Below are 22641 nucleotides of genomic sequence, written 5' to 3' on the forward strand. Positions count from 1 at the left end.
TAAATTTGCCTCCAATACATTAAATTAATTCTTCCTTGTTTTTTCCGAAATAAATATAATTATCACAGTAATAAGCAACATAACTGTAGCCAATGCATTTATTTCAGGTGTAATTCCGGTCTTCATCTTTGTATATATCTTTATTGCAAGAGTATTTACAGACGGACCGGTCGTAAATATAGATATTACCACATCATCAAATGACATTGCAAATGATAATAATAGTCCCGATACGATTCCCGGCAGTATATACGGCAAAGTCACATCTCTGAAAGTTTCCGTTTCATTTGCTCCCAAATCTCTTGCCGCCTCCTCCAAAGATAAATCCATACCCAGAAGCCTTGCCCTTACAATCAAAAATATATATGGTATACAAAATGAACTATGTGCTATTGTCATAGTTACAAAACCAAAGGGTAATCTCATATATGAGAATATAGCCATAAAGACCATACCCAGAATAATCTCAGGTATCATTATGGGCAAGGTCGCAAAATTACTGATAAAATCATCAACAAAAAGCTTTTTCCCTCTCATTGCAAGAGCCGCACTGACAGCTATCAAAAGCGAAAGTACACAGGTGAAAAATGCCAATACGATACTGTTTAAAAGTGCCTTCTTTATATCCGCATCATTAACAAGCATCTTATACCAGTCAAGTGAAAAGCCTTCCCATACACTTGTCAGCTTGGATTTATTAAAAGAATATATTACAGTCAGTAAAATAGGCAGATAGTTTAAAACAGTTACCAGTCCCAAAAATACAATGGCAAACTTTGATACCTTTTTCAAAATAATCCCTCCAATTCTCCCGTACCTGAAAATCTCCTATACAGTCTTAAAAATAATATTGTAAGTAACATCAGTATCACGCTGAGCGCCGCCGCAAAAGGTATATTTCTAAGCTTTGTAAGTTGCTCCACTATCACACTTCCTATCAAAACTATCTTATTTCCTCCCAGTATATCCGAGATATAAAAAAGTCCCATACTCGGTACAAATGTAAGCACTATTCCGCTGAGAAGTCCGGGCATTGTAAGTCTTAGCGTTATTGTAAGAAAAGACTCAAGTTTTCCCGCTCCAAGATCTCTTGAAGCCTCAATAAGACTCCAATCCATTTTCTCCACACTGGAATATACCGCAAGTATCATAAAAGGTAATAAAAAATATACCATACCTACCAAAACAGCCGGATAGGTATATAATAATTTTAAAGGAGATTTGGTAATGCCCAAAAACATTAATACTCTATCCAATACACCATTGCTCCTGAATATTATTATCCATCCGTTCAGCCTTATAAGTCCGCTTGTCCAAAATGGAATCATAAGCAGTACCATCATTCTTCGCTTCCATCTCTCACTTAATCTACCCATAAAATATCCGAAGGGATATCCTATCAATGTAACCAGTATGGTTGATGTAACAGCAAGTTTTATCGATTCCAAAAATATATTTAAATAAAAAGGCTCGAATACCTTTTTATAATTTTCCAAAGTAAATGTAAAATCAAATCCCCAGGTCTTTGCCTTTGTAAGAAAGCTTATAAGAAGCATATATGCAAGTGGTAACAAAACAAAAACTACGGTGAAGATATATATCGGTATTCTTAGCAGATATTCATTAAGCTTTTTATTTCTCACCTTGAACCTCCACCATATCGTTTTTATCCCATCCGATATTTATCTCCTCACCCGGATTTATAGCAATATTCATACCCATATGTGATGAAATAATTTCCTGTCCGTCTTTTAATCTCACCCTTACCTTTGAGAGCCCCGCCATAAAGCTGTTTTCAATCACAACCCCCTCATACTCGCCTACACCTAGTCTTATATGTTCGGATCTTATTGCAAAGGTCTTTCCTTCATCCTTATACAGATTTGCGCCACCTACAAATTCCGCCACAAAAGCACTGATCGGTTTATCATATATCTCACTTGGTGTACCGATTTGCTCTATTTTACCGTCTCTCATCACCACTATCCTTGAAGACATATTTAAAGCTTCCTCCTGATCATGAGTAATATATATAAAAGTAATGCCAAGTGTTTTTTGAAGCTTTTTAAGTTCAGCCTGCATCTGCCTTCGAAGTAATAAATCCAGTGCCCCCAGCGGCTCATCAAGCAGCAATACACTGGGTTTGTTTACAATTGCTCTGGCTATTGCAACTCTCTGCCTCTGCCCTCCTGAAAGCTGTGTGGTATTTCTTTTTTCAAATCCCTCAAGCTGTACCAGCGAAAGCGCCTTAGTTAACAACCCCCATTTCAAATGGGGGTTTAATTTTAACCCCTCCGGGGTATTTCTCCGGTTCCGCCAAGGGCGGGATTTCGCAGTACCATTTTTATCGGTAGCCTCCTAAAGAAGGCTCTTCTACTTTCTTCCGTCCGCTACCTTATCATTTTCTTCTTGTTCCTTAATATATTTCAAGATTGTTTCTTCATTTACATTTCCTACTGTTGATACATAATATCCTCTTGCCCAAAAATGACGATCGCCCCATTTATTTCTATACTCAGGATGTCTATCAAATAGCATTAATGCACTTTTACCTTTTAAATATGACATGAATTCCGATACACTTATTTTTGGTGGAATTGCTATATACATATGAATATGATCTATACATACTCTTCCATCTATCAACTTTACCTGTTTCATCTCACACAACTTTTTTATTATTTCCACCAAATCTTTTTTTGTTTCTCCATACATGATTTTTCTTCTGTATTTTGGTATAAAAACAATATGGTAAGTGCAATTCCAACGTGTATGTGTTATACTTTGATTATCCACTTGGATACCTCCTATGCTTTGATATGGCCTGCGAAACCAATATCATTATAGCATAGGAGTTTTTAATACTCTAAGTAACGCTTCGGCTTTGCCGGTTCCCCCATCTCAGATGGGGGATTAATAGCTTTTTTCATTTACTTCTTTTTTTATTTCATTATTCGGCATTTTCTTTAATCTGAGTCCATATCCGATATTTTTCTCCACATTCATATGAGGAAAGAGTGCGTAGTTTTGAAATACGGTATTTACATCCCTTTTTTCAGGGGCAAGCCCCGTTATATCATTGCCGTTTAATATCACCTTTCCGCTGTTCGGAGTTTCCAGACCTGCTATTATCCTTATAGTAGTTGTCTTTCCGCAACCGCTTGAACCAAGAAGTGTGATAAACTCTCCTCTATCTATATCCAGTGAAATATTATTTAAAACATTTTCGCCGTCAAAACTTTTTTTAATATTTTTCAGGCTTAATATAGTGTCTGCCATTTTCTTTTTCCCTCCTCGGGTTTTAGCTTTATACAATAAAATATAATACCATCTTTTTGATTTTAATTCATTAATAATATTTATCTCAGCTTTACTTTTACAAGTTAAAATGCTAAAATATATATATTATTTGATTGGAGCATTAGTTATGAATAATAAGATTAGGACAGACGCGGTAGACCATCTATTTGACGCCATCCTTACATTAAAAAATAAAGAGGAATTTTATATTTTCTTTGAGGATGTATGTACTGTGAATGAATTATTGTCTCTCTCTCAAAGATATGAAGTAGCTAAGATGTTGCGTGAAAAGAAAACATATTTAGAGATTGCAGAGGAGACGGGTGCATCCACAGCCACTATTTCCAGAGTAAATCGTTCCCTTAATTATGGAAACGACGGTTATGATTTGGTCTTTAACAGATTGGGACTTTTTGAAAAAAAATAATTTTTTTATTTTAAGCAGAATTCACTGTCACTTTAAGATAGCTATAGCAGCCCATAAAAGCTGCTATAAAAGTATTTATCTTAAGTGACAGTTTTTTATACCAACCCCAGTGCTTTTTTTGCCAGTTCATCCGCCATATCATTATATTTATCCCCTGAATGTCCCTTTACCTTTATAAAATCAACATCCACATATTTGGAGGCATTTTTATAAAATTCCACATATTTTTGTGTTCCTTCTTTTTTCGCCTTCCAATCACCGTTACACCATTTTTCTATGCCCTCATAATCATAGAAAATACTGATACTCTTTATTTTATTGTCCAGACAATATTGCATGGCTGCCATAGAGCCCTGTATCTCTCCGGCAACATTTCTCATATCGGACATATCATCTTTTTCAAATTTTTTATTAAAGTGTAATTCATCATCCTTAACCATCATAACCATTCCATAGGAATATGATTTAGTTGTATCATCATAGCTGCCGTCCACATAGGCAAAAGCCTCCGACTGCTTTTCATCCCTATCCTCATCCACTTTAGAATCGGCTGTTACAAAGTCCATCGCCTCTTCTTTGCTTGTAAAGCTTTTATAAGCCGCTCCCGAAAAGCCGCTTACCGCTGCCTTACACTCATCCCAGGTCTCAAACACACCTGTTTTTCTTCCTTTTCTTACCGCATAATATTTTTTTGCCATATACTACCTGTTCCAAAATATATTTTTTTCATTTTCTGTTAAGTTACTTGCAAATTCTCTTTTTATTTCTAAGAATTGCTCAAAGTTTACCACCATTGAATAAATTATCGCCCTGTCCTCAAATTCCACTCTTGTTTTCGGCAAATCAGAGTTTTTCATCTTTTCCTTTACAAGGTATAAATCCATCAAAGCATTCATTGCATTATTTGACTCATGTAATTTGGGGATAAGATTATAAATAAGGTCTGCGATATCCCTTGCCTGTTCAGGTCTTGTCTTTATAGCCTTTCCCTGTTCAAAAATATATCTGAGTGCCATAATCTGAGACTTTCTCATTTCCATATAATCAATAAAATATTTCAAATCATAGCTTAATATATTATCTTTATCAATATATGATTTTGATATGGCACTGTCTATGATTTTTTCAAGACTTAAAAAATCATATTCCAGACTTGTTCTGCCGCTTTCATCATTTAAAAATCTGACCAGTATATTAAGTATATTTTTTATTTCATTCTCTATTTTAGCCTGATATTCTCTTATATGTTTTAAATTTCTCGGCATATACATATTTAAAATTATACCCACGGATGTACCTATTAACATAAGTAATGCTTCATTTTTTACAATATCAAAATTGATATTTTTCTCAGACATAATATGTGTAACCAATACCGTACATGGAGAAAGTCCCTCATTCAGACCGAAAGCCATACATATACTTACAAATACCGATAGATAGGATATCAATGCAATTATACCAAATCCGAATGTTTTAAAAACCATAAATGAAACCAGCATGGCAAGTACAAAGGCAACAAGCCTTTTTACTGCAATTTTTATGGTTGATTTTTTTGTATCCTGTATGCTTAGCAAGGTTATCATACCTGCTGAGGATACATAATTTAAACCGCTTATATTGGCTATAAATATCGCCAGCCCTGTTCCAACAGCTATCTTAAATACTTTTATCGGATTTATATTTTTTAAATATGTCATAGCCCTCCATTATTTTTTAAAATATAAGGCTGTTTTTCTTACCAGTCTATATACCGGAGGAAGAAAATATTCAAATTTTATAAAAAATCTCTCTCTAAAATCCAGTTCCTTATATTCTTTTTTAAATTCATTTGAAAGTATGTTTTTAAAATCTCTTATATTTACATAGGTAAGAAATCTAAGTCGCCTTTTTGCGCTCTCAACCTCATTGTGGAATTTATAATCCGAATCGGCATCATAATCCTGATACATCTTTTCCATATTCAGATAATATTCTTCCTGCTTTCTTTTATAATCTCCACTGAATTGTGATGCTGTCCAAGAAGTCGGTACACCCATCCTGTATACGCTCATCACTTTGTTTATATAGTATGCGTCACCGTATTTTGCAGATATTATCTGCATAGGTATATCTCCCACCTTACATTCAAAATAATATTTCGGCAGCTCCTTCATATACTTTGTTCTAAGTAGAAGAGATGCCGTAGGATAATGTACCTTCTTATTTACCACCTCAGCCGCATTTATTATTCCGCTGTTTTCATAGGGTTTTATAAGATTTGGTGAAAATGTGGCATCAAGATTTTCTATTTTGGCGGCATGGAAACAAAAGCTTATATTTTCATTTTTTTCCATATAATCCACCTGCATCTGAAGCTTGTTCTCATCACACCAGTAGTCATCTCCCTCACACATGGCTATATACTTGCCGCTTGCCCTTGGAAAATTATAGACACCGCTTGGATTTGTCACTCCTTTAGAGTACATATTTTCCTCATGGAAAAGCGGTTTTATAATATCAGGATATTTTTTTTCATATTCCCTTATAATATCCGCAGTATCATCTGTGGATGCATCATCATTTATCAAAATCTCTATATCAAAATTTCTTTTCTGTGCCAAGAAGGAATCTATTGCCTTTTTTATATATTTACCATGATTATAGGTAATACAACATATACTTACTTTCATATTTTTACTTTCTTTTTATATATTCACCAAGCTAAACTTTTATAAAGATTACTCTACCCCAATACAATACTATAACATAAAAACAGCTTTATAGTTAGTTTTTATTCCTTTTACTGATTTTCAAAACTTGTAGATACTCATCTACTGTGGTATTATTATCTGCATTGGAGGTGATTATGACCGGATATACTCTAGTGCAATGGATTGCATTTTTTTATATATATTGTTTTTTGGGATGGTGTTTTGAATCGGGATACGCCACAATAAAGCAAAGAAAACTTACAAACAGGGGATTTCTTAGAGGTCCTTATATCCCAATATATGCCTTTGGCGCTATTTTTGTCCTTATTATCACTGATAATTTTCAAGGCAGTATTTTATCCGTATATTTTTCAGGCTTGATTGCAGCCACCGTTTTGGAATATATCACCGGATATGTAATGGAGAAACTTTTTAAAGTAAAATACTGGGACTATAGCGATCATAAATTTAATCTTAACGGATATATATCCCTGTCTACATCCATAGCATGGGGCTTTTTATCCGTACTGCTTACCGAAGTCTTACAAGTGAATGTATATAGATTTGTCTCTATGTTAACAGAACATGATTTAAAAATATCTATTGCCATTACAAGTACTGTATTTTTTCTTGACCTGATACTGTCCATCAAGGCGGCTTTCAGTATTGCCAAAGCTTATGCCGCACTTGAGAGAGCAAAGCTTGAGTTTTTAGAGGTTAAGGATAAGCTTTCTTTAATAGCGGATGAACTTTTAAATGAAACTCAGAGCAAGATTATAGGTATAAAGGACAGTGTGGCGGAGCGTATGAGTCAGGCAAACGGATATATTTCAACAGGAAAAGAAAGTCTTTCCGCATTGAAATCCGAAATAGAAAATGTACTTTCCTCACTATCAAATACTGTAGCATCAAAAAGTCCCGCCTATCTTGAACTGAAAAGAAAATACGAGGTTGCCGGAGAAAAGTACACTCTTACCTTCCCGAAAATGGGCAAAATCATGTCATTTTTTATTAGAAATATGATAAAGGGCAATCCCGGATTAAACAAAAAATATCTGAGCCAATTAAAGGAACTTAGCGAGATAAGAAAAAGGAATAATAAATAAATTATAATACCGCCCGTTATGGCTGATTCGCCTTATCGGACGGTATTCTCTATTAAATCATATTTTTATATCTATAATTTAGAGTTCAGATACTATATATCTTGAGAATTTTAATTTTACAATCCTTGTAGCGTTTAACCCTTTCGTAAAAATTTCTCTTTTACAAGCGCCATAAGAGAGTTTTTATTATTTAATTTAGGGCTCTTTATAACTTTCTTTAACAGATATTCCAATATCTCACCTATCTCAGGACCTTTTTGTATTCCCATATACATCAAATCCCTGCCCGTGATGTCAAGCATACTGATTTCAAAAGCATGATTTTTTTCTCTTATTTTTTTATATCCGTCCTCTATTTCATATATATCTTTAAGGATATTTTCATTATCTTTATCCGTTTTACATATTTTCAAATAGTCTTCAAAAAGCTCATATCCCAGCCTATGTAAAGACCATCTGATATCCTCAACATTTTTTGGCAGAGGAAGTCTAAGCTCTTTTATAAGCAAATCTGTATTTATTTTTGTTGCATTATCCGACTTAAGTTCTGAAAGTATTTTCTTTACAGAATTTATATCTTCTATATTTTTTAAAAATACAGTCCAGTACATATGCTTTTTATTGCCAAGTTTTCGTGGATAAAAATTATAGAATTCCTCTTTTATCCCTGCAAACTCTTTTCCTATATATTTATAAAGACCGCTGCTGTATATAAATTTTATATTATGTGCAAAATCTCCGCTCAATGTCTTATTAAGCTCGACAAAGATTCTTTCCTTACTTACCTTTGATAAAAGAGATGCCTTTTCAGTTATTGCAACAAATGTGTCTTTTTCTATTTCGAATCCAAGCTGTGCAGAGAATCTGACCGCCCTGAGCATCCTCAGTGCATCCTCATCAAATCTCTTTTTTGCATCTCCTACAGCTCTTATAATACCTCTTTCCAAATCTTCTCTGCCGCTATACAAATCCACTATTCCTCTTTTATGTGAATATGCCATTGCATTAATAGTAAAATCTCTCCTACACAAATCCTCTGATAAATTTTTACTAAAAAAAACATTATCAGGATGCCTTCCATCTGAATAGTTCCCGTCTATCCTATATGTGGTCAGCTCATAACCGACACTGTCCATAAGTACGGTGATTGTACCATGTGCAATACCTGTATCAAATGTTTTTTTAAATATTTTTTTCATTTCACTTGGGAGCGCATTTGTAGTAATATCCCAGTCTGTCGGCGTCTTTTGTAATAATGAATCTCTTACACAGCCTCCTACCGCAAAACCCTCAAATCCGCTCTCTTCCAACATCTCTATGATTTTTTCAACATTCTTCGGTAAATTTATCGTCATTTATATTCTCCAAAATATTAAAACCGCAGCCATTTGACTGCGGTTCTTTAATTTAATATGCTTTTCCCCAATAAACCATCTTTGTAGCCTTCTTACCACAGCAAACACATACATCACTAAGCTGCTCCTGTTCTTTTGGCATACATCTTGATGTAGCTCCCGCCTCTTCCTTAATCTTATCCTCACAGGCTCTGTCACCACACCACATAGCTTTTATAAATCCGGGCTTATTATCTGCTATATCCTTGAACTCTTCCATATTTCTTGCCATATAGGTATGAGCATCTCTGTGAGCAAGTGCGGTTTCAAACATATTTGTCTGAATATTCTCAAGACATTCCTTAGCATCATTTTCCACATTTTCAAGTGAAACAAATGTCTTTTCTCCGGTATCTCTTCTGACAAATACGCATTGATTATTTTCAATATCCTTAGGTCCTATCTCTATTCTTAAAGGAATACCTCTCATCTCCGACTCTGCAAACTTAAATCCCGGGCTCTTTTCGCTGTCATCCAGCTTTACTCTGACTCCTGCAGCAATCAATCTGTTCTTTAAATCGTTTGCCGCCTCAAGTACACCCTCTTTATGCGCCGCCACAGGTATTATATTTACCTGAACCGGTGCTATATGAGGAGGTAATTTAAGACCTGAATCATCACCATGCACCATTATCACAGCACCTATTATTCTTGTTGTTACACCGAAGGAAGTCTCAAATACAGTCTTTATCTGATTATCCTTATCTGTAAATGTCACATCAAATGCCTTTGCAAATCCGTCACCGAAATAATGGCTGGTACCTGATTGCAATGCCTTACCGTCATGCATAAGAGCCTCTATGGTATATGTTGCTTCCGCTCCTGCAAACTTCTCCTTATCTGTCTTCATACCTCTTACAACAGGTATTGCCAGATCCTTCTCAAAAAAATCCGCATATACTTCAAGCATCTGTACCGTTCTGTCATGTGCTTCCTTTGCTGTAGCATGTATTGTATGTCCTTCCTGCCATAAAAACTCTCTCGAACGCAGGAAAGGTCTTGTGGTTTTCTCCCATCTTACTACAGAACACCACTGATTCAAAAGCTGTGGAAGATCCCTGTAGCTTTTTACCACCTTGGAGTAATAATCGCAGAATAAAGTTTCCGAGGTGGGTCTTACACAAAGTCTCTCCTCCAACTCCTCAAGTCCGCCATGAGTCACCCATGCAACCTCAGGTGCAAATCCCTCTACATGATCCGCCTCCTTTTGCAATAAGCTCTCAGGTATAAACATAGGAAGGTAGCAGTTTTCAATACCTGTTTCCTTAAATCTTCTGTCTATTTCATTTTTCATATTCTCCCAGATAGCATAGCCTGCAGGTCTTATTACCAGACAGCCCTTTACACTGGTATAATCAACAAGCTCAGCCTTAAGCACAATATCAGTATACCATTGTGCAAAATCAGTCTCCATGGAAGTAATTTCTTCTACAAGCTTTTTTTCCTTAGCCATTTTATTTAATCCTCTATATCTTCTTTTATTTCTTTTTTCTTTCTGATTACAAGATCGGATTCGGCATCATCAATCCTTCTTTTTAAATAAAAATAAAGTACGATGCCTACAATGAATAATATAATAATCAATGCAATCTCAATTATATTTCTTATTAACATTGCCCCTCAATTTTTCTTTTCTCTTCTTATTTATCCATTTTGATGCATTTACCATCGGCAGTAAAATAATTACAGCCCACCATGCATAAACTCCCGCCGCCAAAAGTGTAGCTCCGTCATATCTGTTAAAACTGTTATCATAAGATTTACTTTCAGGTATGTCGTTATCTACTTTCGTAACTATAACTTCTTTGCTCTCTGTAGCAGCTTCCGTTATTTTTACAGGTGTTTGCTTATTCCCTGTGGAAGCTTTTATATATTCAGACTCCTTAGTTTCCTCAGTATCCTCAATACTATGCACTACAGTTTCAGGAACGGTACTGTTTACATTCCTGCTTTTTTTATTTTTCTTTTCAGATTTACCGACATTACTTTTTACAGGTTTAACATTCTCTGCTCTGATATCATCAGCCATACTGCTCTCTTCGATATCCTCACTGCTTAAAACTTCTGTACTGCTTTGTGGAATTGTATCTTCTTTTTTTACATTTCCAAGTTTTCTGACACTATTGACTCTTCCCGATCCCCTGTGAATATGGTAATCATCAGAATTTGATCTTGTAGCCGGAGTTTCATCAGCAGTCGAAGGCACCTCTGAAGGCATTTCCTTTGAAGGTATCTCCTTTGAAGTTTCAGTTTCAGTAGGCAATTCATTTGACGGCAATATCTCTGAAGACGTTTCAGTAGGCAATTCATTTGACGGCAATATCTCTGAAGACGTTTCGGTAGTGCTCTCCATTGTTTCTGTGGGTATATCAGGTCTTTTAAGTCTTGGTATACTCTCATATTCCATAGAATATGAACCTTCGTAAGACTTAAATTCCCTTCTCCTTAGTCCCTCTTCTTCATATGTAGGCTCTTTTATAACAACCCATTCTCCGTAAGTACCTCTGCCGGGATTGTTCGGATTTCCGGGTTCTACCGTATTTCCGTTTTCATACTGTGTAGTACTTGTTGACTGTGTAGTGCCGTCCACACTTGGTGTAGTTTCATATATACTTGGTGTGGTATCGTATGTATTTAATGTATTGACTCCCGCAGGATATCCCAAAGTTGTAGCCTTACTGTTTATAATACCTACACCATATACCGATATAAAAGCCGTTACCAATACTAAAGACATAGCACCGACTGCTCTATACTTTTTTTTCATTTTATCACCCTATTGCATTCTCTTTCATTGCATCCTTTAATCCGCTATAGTATTTTCTACCTACTGAAATAACTGTATGATCAATTAAAGTTATTTCCTCATAAGTAAATGTTTTTATATACTGCAATGAAACCAAAAATGACCTATGCACTCTTAAAAAACCTTTTGTAAACAGCAAGTTTTCAAGTTTTCCAATTGTTGAAATAAACTCAAAGCTTTTACTGCCATAATATACGGTTATTATTTTACCTCTAACCTCAAAATATTTTATGTCATTGATTGCGATATTTCTATATTCTCCAATACCGGTAAACAGCATATACTCCTTAGACTTTTCAGATGCAATTTCCAATACATCCTTTATTATCTTCACAGTCTTTGCACCGTCGGTCTCGCCCTTTACAATGTAATTGAAAGCCCTGACATCAAATGCCCCAAGCATATGGTTTTTAGATACTGTAGTAAATACTATCTCACCAATATATCCATTTGAACGAAGTTTTGATGCTGCCTCCATTCCGTCCATTTCCGGCATATTTATATCCAAAAGCATCACATCAATAAGTTCTAATTTATCTTCCACTTCAAATAACATCTGCTTGGCATTTTCAAACACCTCAAATTCCGTATCATATCCCTCGGAATTTGATATATCCGTAGTGACCTCTAATAAACTGTTTCGTTCTATTGGATTATCATCACATATCACTATTCTCATAATCCAAAACCTTATATTTATTTTTTATTTCTTACCTTATCGAGCAAAGTATTGATTCTGTTTGTAGGAGTCAAAAGACCGCTTATAGTAGAATCATGATTTAAATTATCTATGATAAGTGCCACATATTTACTCATTTCAACATTATAGTAATAGGGTTTACTAAGCAGGTTCGGTGATTGATATACAAGATTTGTAGTAAATATACCGTCTATAATGCCGTTCTCATAATATTTATCAAACTTTGCAAAACCGTTTGTAAACAATCCGAAAGTTGCACATACAAATACTCTTTTTGCTTTCCTCTTTTTTAATTCCTTGGCAACTTCCTGTACACTCTCTCCTGATGATATCATATCATCAATGATTACCAAATCCTTTCCTTCCACATCCGAGCCTAAAAACTCATGTGCTATAATAGGATTTCTTCCGTCAACTACTTTAGTATAATCTCTTCTTTTGTAGAACATACCTACATCAAGCTTTAACATATTTGCAAAATATATAGCTCTTCTCATGCCGCCTTCATCCGGTGAAATAATCATCATATGATCCGAGTCAACCTGCAAATCCGGGAAATGTTTTAAAAGTCCCTTTGTGTATTGATAAATCGGCTGTACCGTTTCAAATCCCTTTAGCGGTATGGCATTTTGTACTCTCGGGTCATGGGCGTCAAATGTAATTATATTGTCAACCCCCATATTTGTAAGTTCCTGTAATGCCAATGCACAGTCAAGCGACTCTCTTCCGGTCTTTTTATGCTGACGACTTTCATATAAGAAAGGCATTATAACATTTATCCTTCTTGCCTTTCCTGCTATAGCGGCAATGATTCTTTTTAAATCCTGGAAATGATCATCCGGTGACATATGATTTATCTTACCTGATAGTGAATAAGTCATAGAATAATTACAAACATCTACAAGCAAATATAAATCGTCACCTCTTACAGACTCTTCTATAGTACCCTTGGCTTCACCCGAACCGAATCTTGAAATATTGGCCTTTACAATATAATCATCTTTTTCGTATTCTGAAAATAAAAGCGTATCCTTATGCTCGTTTTCTCTTTCTCTACGCCACTCTACAAGGTAATCGTTTACCTTCTTTGTAAATTCCTCCATTCCTCTAAGAGGTATTAGCCCCAGCGGACCTACAGGAATAGAATCAATTTTTTTATCTTCGTACAGCATATTTCCTCCATTAAAGCCTTGCTCTGATATCATTGCCAAACAATCTTATATAAATAAAGCTCTTTCTTATACGGGAAGTAACCCTTTCACTATATATATCCCTCATTTCATCCAGGCTGAGATTGGTCGATATTATAGTGGATTTTTCATTATTTATCCTACGGTTTATTATATGGAAAAATTCAGTAGTTGTAAAGTGATTGGAAAGTTCCGTTCCTAAATCATCAATTATAAGCATATCACTTTCATAAATACCGTCAAGAAGAAGCAGATATTTTTGCTCTTCGCTCTTTTCCATTTTTACCTTTACCAATACTTCAAAAAGTTCCTTCGCACTGAGATATATTGCGGAGTAATATCTGTCAAGTGCAACCTTTGCAATACAATTGCTAAGATAGGTCTTTCCAACTCCTGTATTTCCGCTAAATATAATATTTTTTCTGTCATTTTCCTCACCCGAGTCCAAAGCTCTGTCATTTTCAGCTCTGTTTTGCTTAAAATATTTATCGGCAAATCTCTCGCAGAATTTTTTAACGCCTTCCATATATGAGGCATTTGTCATATTTTGACCTGCAAGAATATTTTTATTATCATAATAATCAAATGAAAAATTCTCAAAATTTTCTTTATTTAATATATTTTCCAAATTTGACTGCGCATATAAGAGCTTTCTTATCCTTGCTTGCAGACAATGGCATTTCTTCCCCTCGATATATCCTGTATCCCTACAATCCTCACAATTATAGCTTATCTCAATATAGTCTTTTGGAAATCCCGCATCCAGTAAAAGTTTTTCTTTATCTTTTTTTATCTTATCAATATCGTTTTTTAAATCAGGCATTGATATTTTACCCGATTTTAAACTCTCCTTATATCTGGATACCGCCATACTGCCGGTCGAATTATTCAAATCCTTCATCTGCGGTATCTTTTTATATACCTCTTCAATTCTTCTTACCTGTGCAGCCCTGTTATTTGCTCTTATATTTTCATATTCTCTCATTATTTCATTATATGAGGAATTATTTATAGCCATATATCTCCTTTAAGCTAAACTACATTTTGTTCAGCTCATTTAAAAACTTGTTCTGCATATCGGATTCAATACTGTCATTTCTCTGTTCAAAATTATTGAACTTTGATTTAGACGAAGTATTTGCAGGTTTTGGGGCATTCTTTACTCTCTCATCATGCTTTTCATCCTGTGCTTTTATATCTGAAACAGTGCGGACATTATTATTATGCCATCTTGTAAGTATTCCGTCGGCATAGGAAAAGCTCTGTGAAGAAGTGTTTAAGACAGTTCTGCTTATAGCCTCCACAACTATCTCTGTGCTGAATCCGAATTCATCAAACCATTTTTTTACATATCTTGACTCTACAGGTGCCAATACCCTGTCATAAATTCCAAAAGCCTTTAATACAGCTTTATTTTCATTATAAAATTTTATATTGTCCTCTTTGGCAGCCTCCACTGTGGTAATACCCTTTTCATGTAATGACAAAGCAACTCTTTCGATATAGTTTATATTCTTCTTGCCCTTTTGAACGGATAACTCTGCGATATATTCGAGCAAATCCTTTGACATTCCCACAACATCATATAAATATGCAAGCTTTTCCGTATCTGTAGGTGTAAATATTTTTTCAATATATGTCTGCACACAAAATACCAGTTCCTGAAAATCTTCATCACCTTTAAGCTTTGGCAAATCCACCAAACTTCTGTCAGGAAGCTTCGGCTTTTCTTCCTTTACTTCCTCTTCCCTCATTTGGTCTGGAGGTTCAGCCTGTGTTTCTCCATCTGTCTGATTTGTATTTTCATCCAAATTTTTATCAGATATTTCCACCTGTTCTTTTATATCTTCTTTAGCTGTATCTACCTCAGCCATTATATTTTCCTGATTTTCTTTTCTCTTATACAGTTCATTTGCGGCATTTAAAATACGCCTTGCCTCTTCCAGTTCCTCTTTTGTAGGCAGATTCTTTGTAAGCAGTATTTCCTCAAAATCATCTCCGCTGCCAATCTTTGCGATATTTTCCTCTTTTTCTATAAGTATACCGCTCTTGCACCAATATGTTATGGCTCTCTCTACATCCTTTATTGTAAGTTCAAGGGCATCCGCTATGATTTCAGGATTTATCAATCTACCGGCATTTCTCAGCATAAAAAGGTATACCTTTATATAATCACCATTTGCCTTTAGCATATATTTATCTATAAATTCTGATGGCAAACTTACAATGCTTGTTATATCCGCCTTTAAAAATTCGTACTTCATAGCTCTCCCTTTGTATTAAATTTATAATACATATTTATTATACAGCTTGGAATATTCTCTATTCTCCAAGTAAAACCTCACCGACTCTTACGATGTCACCTGCACCCATTGTGATAAACAAATCTCCATCACATAAGTTTTCCAAAAGATAATTTTCAATTTCATCAAAGGTATCAAAATCCCTTGAATTGCCTCCCAGCGAATTTATCCTCTCAGATAAAAGTTTGGCACTCATTCCTAAATCATCCGTTTCTCTTGCCGGATAGATTTTAGCTATAATACAATTATCCACATCTTTTAAAACATCGGCAAACTCCTCAAAAAAAGCCTTCGTTCTGGTAAAAGTATGTGGTTGAAAAGCAATTACAAGCCTCTTATGCGGATATCTCTTTGCAATATTTAAAGTGGCGGCAATCTCACTCGGATGATGTGCATAATCATCTACTATAGTGATATTTCCCATTTTGCCCTTTATCTCAAATCTTCTGTCGGCTCCCGAAAACTCCAAAAGTCCATTCTTTATATCTTCTATACCCACACCAAGCTCAAAAGCAACACAAATAGATGCCAAAGCATTGTCTATATTGTGATTTCCACCTACACAAAGCTTAACATCCTTATATGTACTTCCCTTATAAATAAGATCAAATGTAGGATATCCTAATTCATCATATCTTATATTATTAACAAAACAATCAGAATTTTCACTTCCATATCTTACTACTTTGCCTTTGAAATTCTCTGTGATTTCCTCATTATTTTCAATTTTATCATTTATTATTATACAACCCTCATCGCTTGTATTTGTTACAAATTTCTTAAAAGAGTTCCTGATTTCATCAATATCTTTAAAGAAGTCCAGATGATCCTCTTCAATATTTAATATAACACCTATTGTCGGGTTTAATGATAAAAAACTATTGGTATATTCACATGCTTCGGTAACAAAAACATCTCCGCTTCCTATATGAATATTTCCCTTTATTTTCTTTAATACTCCGCCTACAGATATTGTAGGGTCCTGACCTGAATCCAATAAAATATATGACAGCATGGAAGTTGTGGTAGTCTTTCCGTGAGTACCGCTTATAGCAATACTTTCCTTAAATTTTGACATCACATATCCAAGAAGCTCTGCCCTTGTCATTATAGGAATATTTTTTCCCTTTGCCTTTATAAACTCGGGATTGTCCTCATGTACGGCTGCCGTATATACAAATAAATCTATATCATCCTTTATATTGGACTCATGTTGGGAGTTAAATATATTTACTCCCCTCTCCTCCAAATCCTTTGTTATATTACTTGCTTTTGTATCCGAGCCACTTATCTTAAAGCCCTTTTCTAAAAGTACTCTTGCAAGTCCACTCATGCTGATGCCACCTATACCGCAAAAATATATATGTTTCAGCTCATTAAAATTCATCTCTTTCACAAGATGCCTCCCAGATTACTTTCTTTTCTTCTTTTTTACACTGTACCCGAAGGTACCCAGCACTTTTGACAATCCAATATACTCTCCATGATTATATACTACCATGTCGGCTTTCGTCAGGTCAAATTTGTTTTTTTCATCCATATATTTTGCGTCCACATTTACAGCAACTACCTTCGCAGTAAACATATGATGTGAACCAAGTTCGAGAATATTTTCGACTTTACATTCTATACAGACCGGACTTTCTTTAATAGATGAAGCAGCTACCACCTTTGATGGCAACTGCTCTATCTTTAATAATTTCCATTTATCAACATCTCTGCCTGATTTTACACCGCATTCATCTGCTATTTTTGCCAATCTTTCATTGGTAAGATTTATAACAAACTCACCTGATTTTTTTATTATATCATATGAATACCTGCTTGGTCTAAGAGAAATATATACCATGGGAGGATTTGTACAAATAGTACCTGTCCATGCCACTGTTACTATATCACTTCTCCCCTCACTGTCTGCACAGCTTACCATTACCACAGGTACGGGATACAGCATATTCCCGGGTTTAAAATCAATTCTCATTTTTCTTAAAATATTTCTTTACACTTTTTCTTTGAACATTATTTTTATTGTCTTTATAATTTTTTTGACTGTTTTTAGACTTTTCCTTGCCGTCTTTTTCTTTTTTGATTTTTCTGCTTTTGAAATTTCTTTTTTTCCTCGGCTTTTCACCAAGACTTTCACAGATTTCATCAATGGTCTTTGACAAGGATTTTTTCATTTCATTGATTGTTATATCGGCATATTTTTTATACAATGGAGTTCTTTCCAAGTACAAATCCTTTAAAGTCTGTCCGTCCTTTAATGTAATCCCTCTCTCTCTCAAGTCTCCAAGCCTTGATTTGATTGCGGTATATGAAAGTTCCAGATATATGACAACACTTATTTCTTTCAGATGTTTCATAGCCCTTTCGCCATATACCACACTTCCTCCGGGAGATATTATACTGTTACTTACATCAATTGTGGCATTTACCTCATCCTCAATCTCTCTAAATCCGTCATCTCCATGTTCTTCTATAAGCTCTTTTAAAAGCTTTCCATATTTTTCCTGGATAACTATATCTGTATCTACAAATTTCTTTCCAAGTCTTTTTGCCAGAACCACTCCTACTGATGACTTACCGGATGCAGGCATACCTATCAATGTAATATTAGACTTCTTTCCCATATCTCTCCTACATCTGTATTCCTATCATAAGACTTGGTACAAGCTGTTTTTTTCTTGATACCACGGAAGCTAATTTAATGACTCCTACATCATTGATATCATATGCCGCTTCATCTATTCTAAAGGATTTCACCACAAGAGCCATAGCTCCTGCACCTACACATATAAGTCTTGTTGATTGCTCCAATATATTTGTCAGCATAAAGAACATCATATCTTCTTCACTCTCTTCATGAAGCTTTGTAAGGAACGGCAGCAATCTGCTTTCAATACCGTCAAGCTCTTCCTCATTTAAAGAGCTTATCTGTCCTATACCTATACTGATTTGTCCGAGTGTGAATTTCTTATAATCCTGATGGAAAATCTGTTCATCGGTTTTTCCGTTCAGATTGCTTGCTGAAGCAAACATCTGATTTGCATATTTTTCTATATCAATACCGGCTATCCTTGCAAGATCAAGACCTGCAGCCTTATCCACCTCCGTACATGTCGGAGATCTGAAAAGTAATGTATCGGATATAATGGCTGAACACATAAGTCCCGCAATATGCTTCGGAATCTCCACGCCTTTTTCATGATACATTTGATATATAATGGTGGAGGTACATCCAAGAGGCTGATTTCTAAAATAAACCGGCCCTATTGTTTCCACCGTTCCAAGTCTGTGGTGGTCTATTATTTCCAGTACATTTGCATGCTCTATTCCATCGACTGCCTGGCTTTTTTCATTGTGATCCACCATTATAACTCTCTTGCCCTTTGCACCGAGAAGATTTCTTCTTGAAAACATTCCAAGGTACTTTCCGTTTTTATCAAGTATCGGAAAATCTCTATGTCTGACATTTGCCATGACTTCCTTTATTTCATCTAAATAATCCTCATTTTCAAATGTTATAAGATTCTCAGTTTTCATAAAGTAATTTATAGGCATGGACTGATTTATAAGTCTTGCAACGGTAAATGTATCATAGGCTGTTGTGATAATTGTAGTACCATGCTCCTTTGCCAGTTTTTGAATGGTTATAGACGCACCCGCACCCTCGCATACTATGATACACGCCGCTCCCATCTCTATAGCACAAAGCTGCATCTCATATCTGTTTCCAAGAATTACAAGATCATCCTTTTCAATATAATATTCCATCATATCGGGATTTGCAGCCGCCACTACAACCTTGCCTTCATTAAAATAGGCTTTATCATTTCCTACCACCAAAGAGCCCTCAAGAGTTTCCAAAATATTTGAATATCTTGTATTGGCTTTTGCAAGTATTCTGCTGTCATATATATTCATATATGAGTTTGCAATATCACTGATGGATATAATTCCTTCAAGATTACCTTCGCTGTTTACTGTCGGCAAGGTCACTACATCAAGCTCCTGCATAAGTGACCACGCCTTTTTAAAGGATATATTTTTATCTACACCCTTGGTATGTTTTATTTCAATGTCTTTTACTTGGGTTTTAACACTTTCGGTAAGCTTAGGCGGTTTAACCTTGAAGTAGTTCAATACAAATTTGGTTTCCTCATTGATCTCTCCGGCACGCCTCGGTGAAAACTCTCCCTCTTCAGTTTTTGACTTTAGATCGGCATAACTTATAGCCGCACAGATTGAATCTGTATCCGGGTTCTTATGCCCCACTATCAATGTTCTAAGCTTTGTCATAAACTCCTCTTAATTAAAAATTTTATCAGGATAAACTCCATTATCTACCAAGGCTCTTATTGAATTAACAACAATATCCTTGTCTTCTTTATATGTTACTCCAAACCACTTGTCATGGCTCTTTAATACTTCAACACTTATCTTTCCTGACTTAATAGCTTCATCTATTACTGAAGGCAATAAATATTCGCTCTTTAGCTCATTTGACATACTCTCAAGGAATTTCGGTAAATTCGCCTCCAAAATATCCAGGAATTCAGGTGTAAGTCCCCACATATTCATAGATACGATATCATCAAGACTTATATCCCTTTTATTTCCGTTTTCATCTACGGCATTTAAAATACCGTCCTTTAATTCAATTTCAAAGGTCTCTTTTACATCAGCCAGTTTATTATTTGCATCTGCCTTACATACACCTCTTGTAACTCCTCCATTATCGGAGAGTGTATTCTTTAATACAAATCCTGCCATACAAAGATCAAGCTTTTTGCTGTCCTTATCCATTTTGTTTGCCATGTAGTCATATATTATCTTAAAACCTTCTTTTCCATAGTAATCATCTGCATTTATTACCACGAAAGGCTCGTTTACAACCCCTTTTACAGAAAGTAATGCCTGTCCGGTACCCCATGGCTTTTTTCTCTCCTTAGGACATTCAAATCCCGAAGGAAGATTGTCAAGTTCCTGATATGCGTACTCTACATCTATATATTTCTTTACTCTGTCTCCTATAATTTCTTTAAAATCCTTTTCCAGATCATGGCGAATAATAAAAACCACTTTATTAAAACCGGCTTCTTTTGCATCATATATGGAATAATCCATAATAATCTCGCCATTTGGTCCGACCGGAGCCAGCTGCTTTATGCCGCCGCCAAATCTTGAACCTATACCTGCCGCCATAACCACTAATGTTGCATCCATAATAAATAACCCCCTAAAATTCTATTTGTCTTATTCCTCTGATGAATAGTTCGGTGCCTCTTTTGTAATATGTATATCATGAGGATGACTTTCCTTCAAAGATGCCGCACTTATCTTAATAAACTGTGCACTTTCCTGAAGTGTTTTAATATCCTTTGCACCGCAATATCCCATACCTGATCTGAGTCCGCCCAAAAGCTGAAAAACCGTATCCTCTACAAATCCCTTATATGCCACTCTACCCTCAACACCTTCAGGCACAAGCTTTTTGGCATCACTTTGGAAATATCTGTCCTTACTGCCCTTTTCCATAGCCGCAAGTGAACCCATACCTCGATAAACCTTATATTTTCTGCCTTGATAGAGCTCATAATCTCCCGGTGACTCATCACAGCCCGCAAAAAGCGAACCCATCATACATACATTTCCGCCTGCAGCCAATGCCTTGGTAATATCTCCCGAGAATTTGATTCCGCCATCAGCTATTATAGGTATATTATATTCCTTAGCTACGGCATAGCAGCTCATAATTGCACTTATCTGCGGTACACCTATACCTGCAACCACTCTGGTCGTACATATTGAGCCCGGACCTATTCCCACCTTTACACAGTCGGCACCGGCTTCTATAAGAGCCTTTGTAGCCTCACCCGTTGCCACATTTCCGGCTATTACCGGCAAATCCGGATATTTCTTTTTTATAGCCTTTATACACTCAATTACATTCTTTGAATGTCCATGAGCCGAATCGAGTACTACAACATCCACCTTTACTTTTACCAAAGCCTCACATCTTTCAAGTACATTTGCTGTAATTCCCAGTGCCGCACCGCAAAGAAGTCTTCCGTAAGAGTCCTTGGCTGAGCTTGGATATTTGATCTGTTTTTCTATATCCTTGATAGTGATAAGCCCCTTTAAATTGCCGTTTTTATCCACTATCGGCAGTTTTTCCACACGGGCACGTGCAAGTATTTTCTTGGCTTCATCCAAAGTAGTGCCTTCGAGTGCAGTTACCAGATGCTCCTTTGTCATACACTCCGCTATCTTTTTTGTAAAATCTTCTTCAAATTTTAAATCTCTGTTGGTAATAATACCTACCAGTTTTTTACCCTCAGTTATGGGAACTCCGGAGATTCTGTACTTTGACATCAATTCATTGGCATCCGATAAAGTATGTTCAGGCGATAAATAGAAAGGATCGGTAATAACTCCGTTTTCAGAACGCTTTACCTTATCTACCTCCTCAGCTTGTTCCTCTATACTCATATTTTTATGAATAATTCCGATGCCTCCCTGCCTTGCCATAGCTATAGCCATTCTATGCTCGGTAACCGTATCCATTCCCGCACTCATCAAAGGAATATTTAATTTAATATTCTTTGTCAAATATGTAGAAATGTCAATTTGATTTCCTATAACCTCTGAATATGCCGGTTGCAATAGGACATCATCAAATGTGATGCCCTCACCTATGATCCTTGCCACTATCTTTCTCC

Annotated in this window: 22 protein-coding genes and 2 pseudogenes; 2 read left to right on the forward strand and 22 right to left on the reverse strand. The window is 35.6% G+C overall.

The features are described 5' to 3' along the window. Window positions 1-24: 24 nt before the first annotated feature. From J4O15_RS10890 to J4O15_RS10910, 5 genes and pseudogenes are all read right to left on the reverse strand, one after another. The gene (locus J4O15_RS10890; protein WP_208100764.1) at window positions 25-792 is read right to left on the reverse strand and encodes an ABC transporter permease; all 768 of its coding nucleotides are present in this window, start codon (window positions 790-792) and stop codon (window positions 25-27) included. Further along, window positions 789-1643: an ABC transporter permease gene (locus J4O15_RS10895; protein WP_208100765.1), complete on the reverse strand. Its 855-nt coding sequence runs from the start codon at window positions 1641-1643 to the stop codon at window positions 789-791. The genes J4O15_RS10890 and J4O15_RS10895 overlap by 4 nt, the downstream gene beginning before the upstream one ends. Then, window positions 1633-2250, reverse strand: a pseudogene (locus J4O15_RS10900) (ABC transporter ATP-binding protein); the annotation flags it as partial. The pseudogene J4O15_RS10900 and the gene J4O15_RS10895, both read right to left, overlap by 11 nt. Before the next feature lie 123 nt (window positions 2251-2373). Beyond that, complete coding sequence (tnpA, locus tag J4O15_RS10905; RefSeq protein ID WP_156791601.1) at window positions 2374-2802, reverse strand: IS200/IS605 family transposase; 429 nt, start codon at window positions 2800-2802, stop codon at window positions 2374-2376. A 123-nt stretch (window positions 2803-2925) separates the two neighbouring features. Then, a pseudogene (locus J4O15_RS10910) lies at window positions 2926-3279 on the reverse strand (ABC transporter ATP-binding protein); the annotation flags it as partial. Window positions 3280-3427: 148 nt separating this feature from the next. Between J4O15_RS10910 and J4O15_RS10915 the strand changes: the two are divergent. Further along, window positions 3428-3727, forward strand: a complete 300-nt coding sequence (locus tag J4O15_RS10915) for a YerC/YecD family TrpR-related protein (RefSeq protein WP_009220163.1) — start codon at window positions 3428-3430, stop codon at window positions 3725-3727. A 95-nt stretch (window positions 3728-3822) separates the two neighbouring features. On the opposite strand, the gene J4O15_RS10920 is transcribed toward J4O15_RS10915, so the two are convergent. Genes J4O15_RS10920 through J4O15_RS10930 form a run of 3 tightly spaced genes read right to left on the reverse strand, consistent with a single transcriptional unit; the run spans window position 3823 to window position 6399 of the window. Then, a complete protein-coding gene (locus J4O15_RS10920; protein ID WP_208100766.1) occupies window positions 3823-4425 on the reverse strand; it encodes a ribonuclease H1 domain-containing protein in 603 nt (200 codons plus the stop codon). Between the two features lie 3 nt (window positions 4426-4428). Next, the gene (locus J4O15_RS10925) at window positions 4429-5427 is read right to left on the reverse strand and encodes an aromatic acid exporter family protein (protein WP_208100767.1); all 999 of its coding nucleotides are present in this window, start codon (window positions 5425-5427) and stop codon (window positions 4429-4431) included. A 9-nt stretch (window positions 5428-5436) separates the two neighbouring features. Continuing rightward, the gene (locus J4O15_RS10930) at window positions 5437-6399 is read right to left on the reverse strand and encodes a glycosyltransferase (RefSeq protein ID WP_208100768.1); all 963 of its coding nucleotides are present in this window, start codon (window positions 6397-6399) and stop codon (window positions 5437-5439) included. Window positions 6400-6575: 176 nt separating this feature from the next. Here J4O15_RS10930 and J4O15_RS10935 point away from each other — a divergent pair, with 176 nt between their 5' ends. Continuing rightward, window positions 6576-7526: a putative ABC transporter permease gene (locus J4O15_RS10935; protein WP_208100769.1), complete on the forward strand. Its 951-nt coding sequence runs from the start codon at window positions 6576-6578 to the stop codon at window positions 7524-7526. 134 nt (window positions 7527-7660) lie between these two features. Here the strand turns inward: J4O15_RS10935 and J4O15_RS10940 are convergent, their stop codons facing one another. The 14 genes from J4O15_RS10940 to guaB are packed head-to-tail and all read right to left on the reverse strand — an operon-like array spanning window position 7661 to window position 22630. After that, complete coding sequence (locus tag J4O15_RS10940) at window positions 7661-8881, reverse strand: CCA tRNA nucleotidyltransferase (protein ID WP_208100770.1); 1221 nt, start codon at window positions 8879-8881, stop codon at window positions 7661-7663. A 52-nt stretch (window positions 8882-8933) separates the two neighbouring features. Continuing rightward, window positions 8934-10373: a proline--tRNA ligase gene (proS, locus tag J4O15_RS10945; protein ID WP_208100771.1), complete on the reverse strand. Its 1440-nt coding sequence runs from the start codon at window positions 10371-10373 to the stop codon at window positions 8934-8936. Window positions 10374-10378: 5 nt separating this feature from the next. Further along, the gene (locus tag J4O15_RS10950; RefSeq protein ID WP_009220156.1) at window positions 10379-10534 is read right to left on the reverse strand and encodes a hypothetical protein; all 156 of its coding nucleotides are present in this window, start codon (window positions 10532-10534) and stop codon (window positions 10379-10381) included. After that, a complete protein-coding gene (locus J4O15_RS10955) occupies window positions 10512-11687 on the reverse strand; it encodes a hypothetical protein (protein ID WP_208100772.1) in 1176 nt (391 codons plus the stop codon). Before J4O15_RS10955 ends, J4O15_RS10950 begins: the two co-directional genes overlap by 23 nt. Window positions 11688-11691: 4 nt before the next feature. Further along, the gene (locus J4O15_RS10960) at window positions 11692-12405 is read right to left on the reverse strand and encodes a LytR/AlgR family response regulator transcription factor (protein ID WP_009220154.1); all 714 of its coding nucleotides are present in this window, start codon (window positions 12403-12405) and stop codon (window positions 11692-11694) included. 17 nt (window positions 12406-12422) lie between these two features. Beyond that, a complete protein-coding gene (locus J4O15_RS10965; protein ID WP_208100773.1) occupies window positions 12423-13598 on the reverse strand; it encodes a ribose-phosphate pyrophosphokinase in 1176 nt (391 codons plus the stop codon). 10 nt (window positions 13599-13608) lie between these two features. Further along, a complete protein-coding gene (locus tag J4O15_RS10970; protein WP_208100774.1) occupies window positions 13609-14634 on the reverse strand; it encodes an ATP-binding protein in 1026 nt (341 codons plus the stop codon). A 19-nt stretch (window positions 14635-14653) separates the two neighbouring features. Then, window positions 14654-15880 (reverse strand): DnaD domain protein, encoded by a 1227-nt coding sequence (locus J4O15_RS10975; RefSeq protein ID WP_208100775.1) that lies wholly within the window; start codon window positions 15878-15880, stop codon window positions 14654-14656. A gap of 58 nt (window positions 15881-15938) precedes the next feature. Then, entirely contained in the window at window positions 15939-17306 is a 1368-nt protein-coding gene (murC, locus tag J4O15_RS10980) for a UDP-N-acetylmuramate--L-alanine ligase (RefSeq protein WP_243762049.1), read from the reverse strand. Between the two features lie 24 nt (window positions 17307-17330). Then, a complete protein-coding gene (locus J4O15_RS10985) occupies window positions 17331-17900 on the reverse strand; it encodes a flavin reductase family protein (protein ID WP_009220149.1) in 570 nt (189 codons plus the stop codon). After that, window positions 17890-18549, reverse strand: a complete 660-nt coding sequence (locus tag J4O15_RS10990; protein ID WP_009220148.1) for a shikimate kinase — start codon at window positions 18547-18549, stop codon at window positions 17890-17892. The genes J4O15_RS10985 and J4O15_RS10990 overlap by 11 nt, the downstream gene beginning before the upstream one ends. A gap of 7 nt (window positions 18550-18556) precedes the next feature. Continuing rightward, window positions 18557-20218, reverse strand: a complete 1662-nt coding sequence (locus tag J4O15_RS10995; protein ID WP_208100777.1) for a putative manganese-dependent inorganic diphosphatase — start codon at window positions 20216-20218, stop codon at window positions 18557-18559. 9 nt (window positions 20219-20227) lie between these two features. After that, a complete protein-coding gene (locus J4O15_RS11000) occupies window positions 20228-21145 on the reverse strand; it encodes a nucleotidyltransferase family protein (RefSeq protein ID WP_208100778.1) in 918 nt (305 codons plus the stop codon). Window positions 21146-21175: 30 nt separating this feature from the next. Beyond that, window positions 21176-22630 carry an IMP dehydrogenase gene (guaB, locus tag J4O15_RS11005; RefSeq protein WP_009220145.1) on the reverse strand — a complete coding sequence of 485 codons (1455 nt, stop codon included), beginning with the start codon at window positions 22628-22630 and terminating at the stop codon, window positions 21176-21178. Between the last annotated feature and the right edge of the window lie 11 nt (window positions 22631-22641).

Origin of the sequence: Lachnoanaerobaculum sp. Marseille-Q4761 (assembly GCF_017565785.1) — a bacterium.
In the GTDB taxonomy this organism is placed as follows: domain Bacteria; phylum Bacillota; class Clostridia; order Lachnospirales; family Lachnospiraceae; genus Lachnoanaerobaculum.

Bases quoted from the DNA above. Each gene is read 5' to 3' on its own strand.
- J4O15_RS10915 (WP_009220163.1), top strand. From the start codon at position 3,428: ATGAATAATAAGATTAGGACAGACGCGGTAGACCATCTATTTGACGCC.
- J4O15_RS10940 (WP_208100770.1), bottom strand. From the start codon at position 8,881: ATGACGATAAATTTACCGAAGAATGTTGAAAAAATCATAGAGATGTTG.
- proS (WP_208100771.1), bottom strand. From the start codon at position 10,373: ATGGCTAAGGAAAAAAAGCTTGTAGAAGAAATTACTTCCATGGAGACT.
- J4O15_RS10935 (WP_208100769.1), top strand. From the start codon at position 6,576: ATGACCGGATATACTCTAGTGCAATGGATTGCATTTTTTTATATATAT.
- murC (WP_243762049.1), bottom strand. From the start codon at position 17,306: ATGAATTTTAATGAGCTGAAACATATATATTTTTGCGGTATAGGTGGC.
- J4O15_RS10985 (WP_009220149.1), bottom strand. From the start codon at position 17,900: ATGAGAATTGATTTTAAACCCGGGAATATGCTGTATCCCGTACCTGTG.
- J4O15_RS10920 (WP_208100766.1), bottom strand. From the start codon at position 4,425: ATGGCAAAAAAATATTATGCGGTAAGAAAAGGAAGAAAAACAGGTGTG.
- J4O15_RS10995 (WP_208100777.1), bottom strand. From the start codon at position 20,218: ATGACAAAGCTTAGAACATTGATAGTGGGGCATAAGAACCCGGATACA.
- J4O15_RS10950 (WP_009220156.1), bottom strand. From the start codon at position 10,534: ATGTTAATAAGAAATATAATTGAGATTGCATTGATTATTATATTATTC.
- J4O15_RS10930 (WP_208100768.1), bottom strand. From the start codon at position 6,399: ATGAAAGTAAGTATATGTTGTATTACCTATAATCATGGTAAATATATA.
- J4O15_RS10975 (WP_208100775.1), bottom strand. From the start codon at position 15,880: ATGAAGTACGAATTTTTAAAGGCGGATATAACAAGCATTGTAAGTTTG.
- J4O15_RS10965 (WP_208100773.1), bottom strand. From the start codon at position 13,598: ATGCTGTACGAAGATAAAAAAATTGATTCTATTCCTGTAGGTCCGCTG.
- J4O15_RS10925 (WP_208100767.1), bottom strand. From the start codon at position 5,427: ATGACATATTTAAAAAATATAAATCCGATAAAAGTATTTAAGATAGCT.
- J4O15_RS10970 (WP_208100774.1), bottom strand. From the start codon at position 14,634: ATGGCTATAAATAATTCCTCATATAATGAAATAATGAGAGAATATGAA.
- J4O15_RS10955 (WP_208100772.1), bottom strand. From the start codon at position 11,687: ATGAAAAAAAAGTATAGAGCAGTCGGTGCTATGTCTTTAGTATTGGTA.
- J4O15_RS10990 (WP_009220148.1), bottom strand. From the start codon at position 18,549: ATGGGAAAGAAGTCTAATATTACATTGATAGGTATGCCTGCATCCGGT.
- J4O15_RS10960 (WP_009220154.1), bottom strand. From the start codon at position 12,405: ATGAGAATAGTGATATGTGATGATAATCCAATAGAACGAAACAGTTTA.
- J4O15_RS11000 (WP_208100778.1), bottom strand. From the start codon at position 21,145: ATGGATGCAACATTAGTGGTTATGGCGGCAGGTATAGGTTCAAGATTT.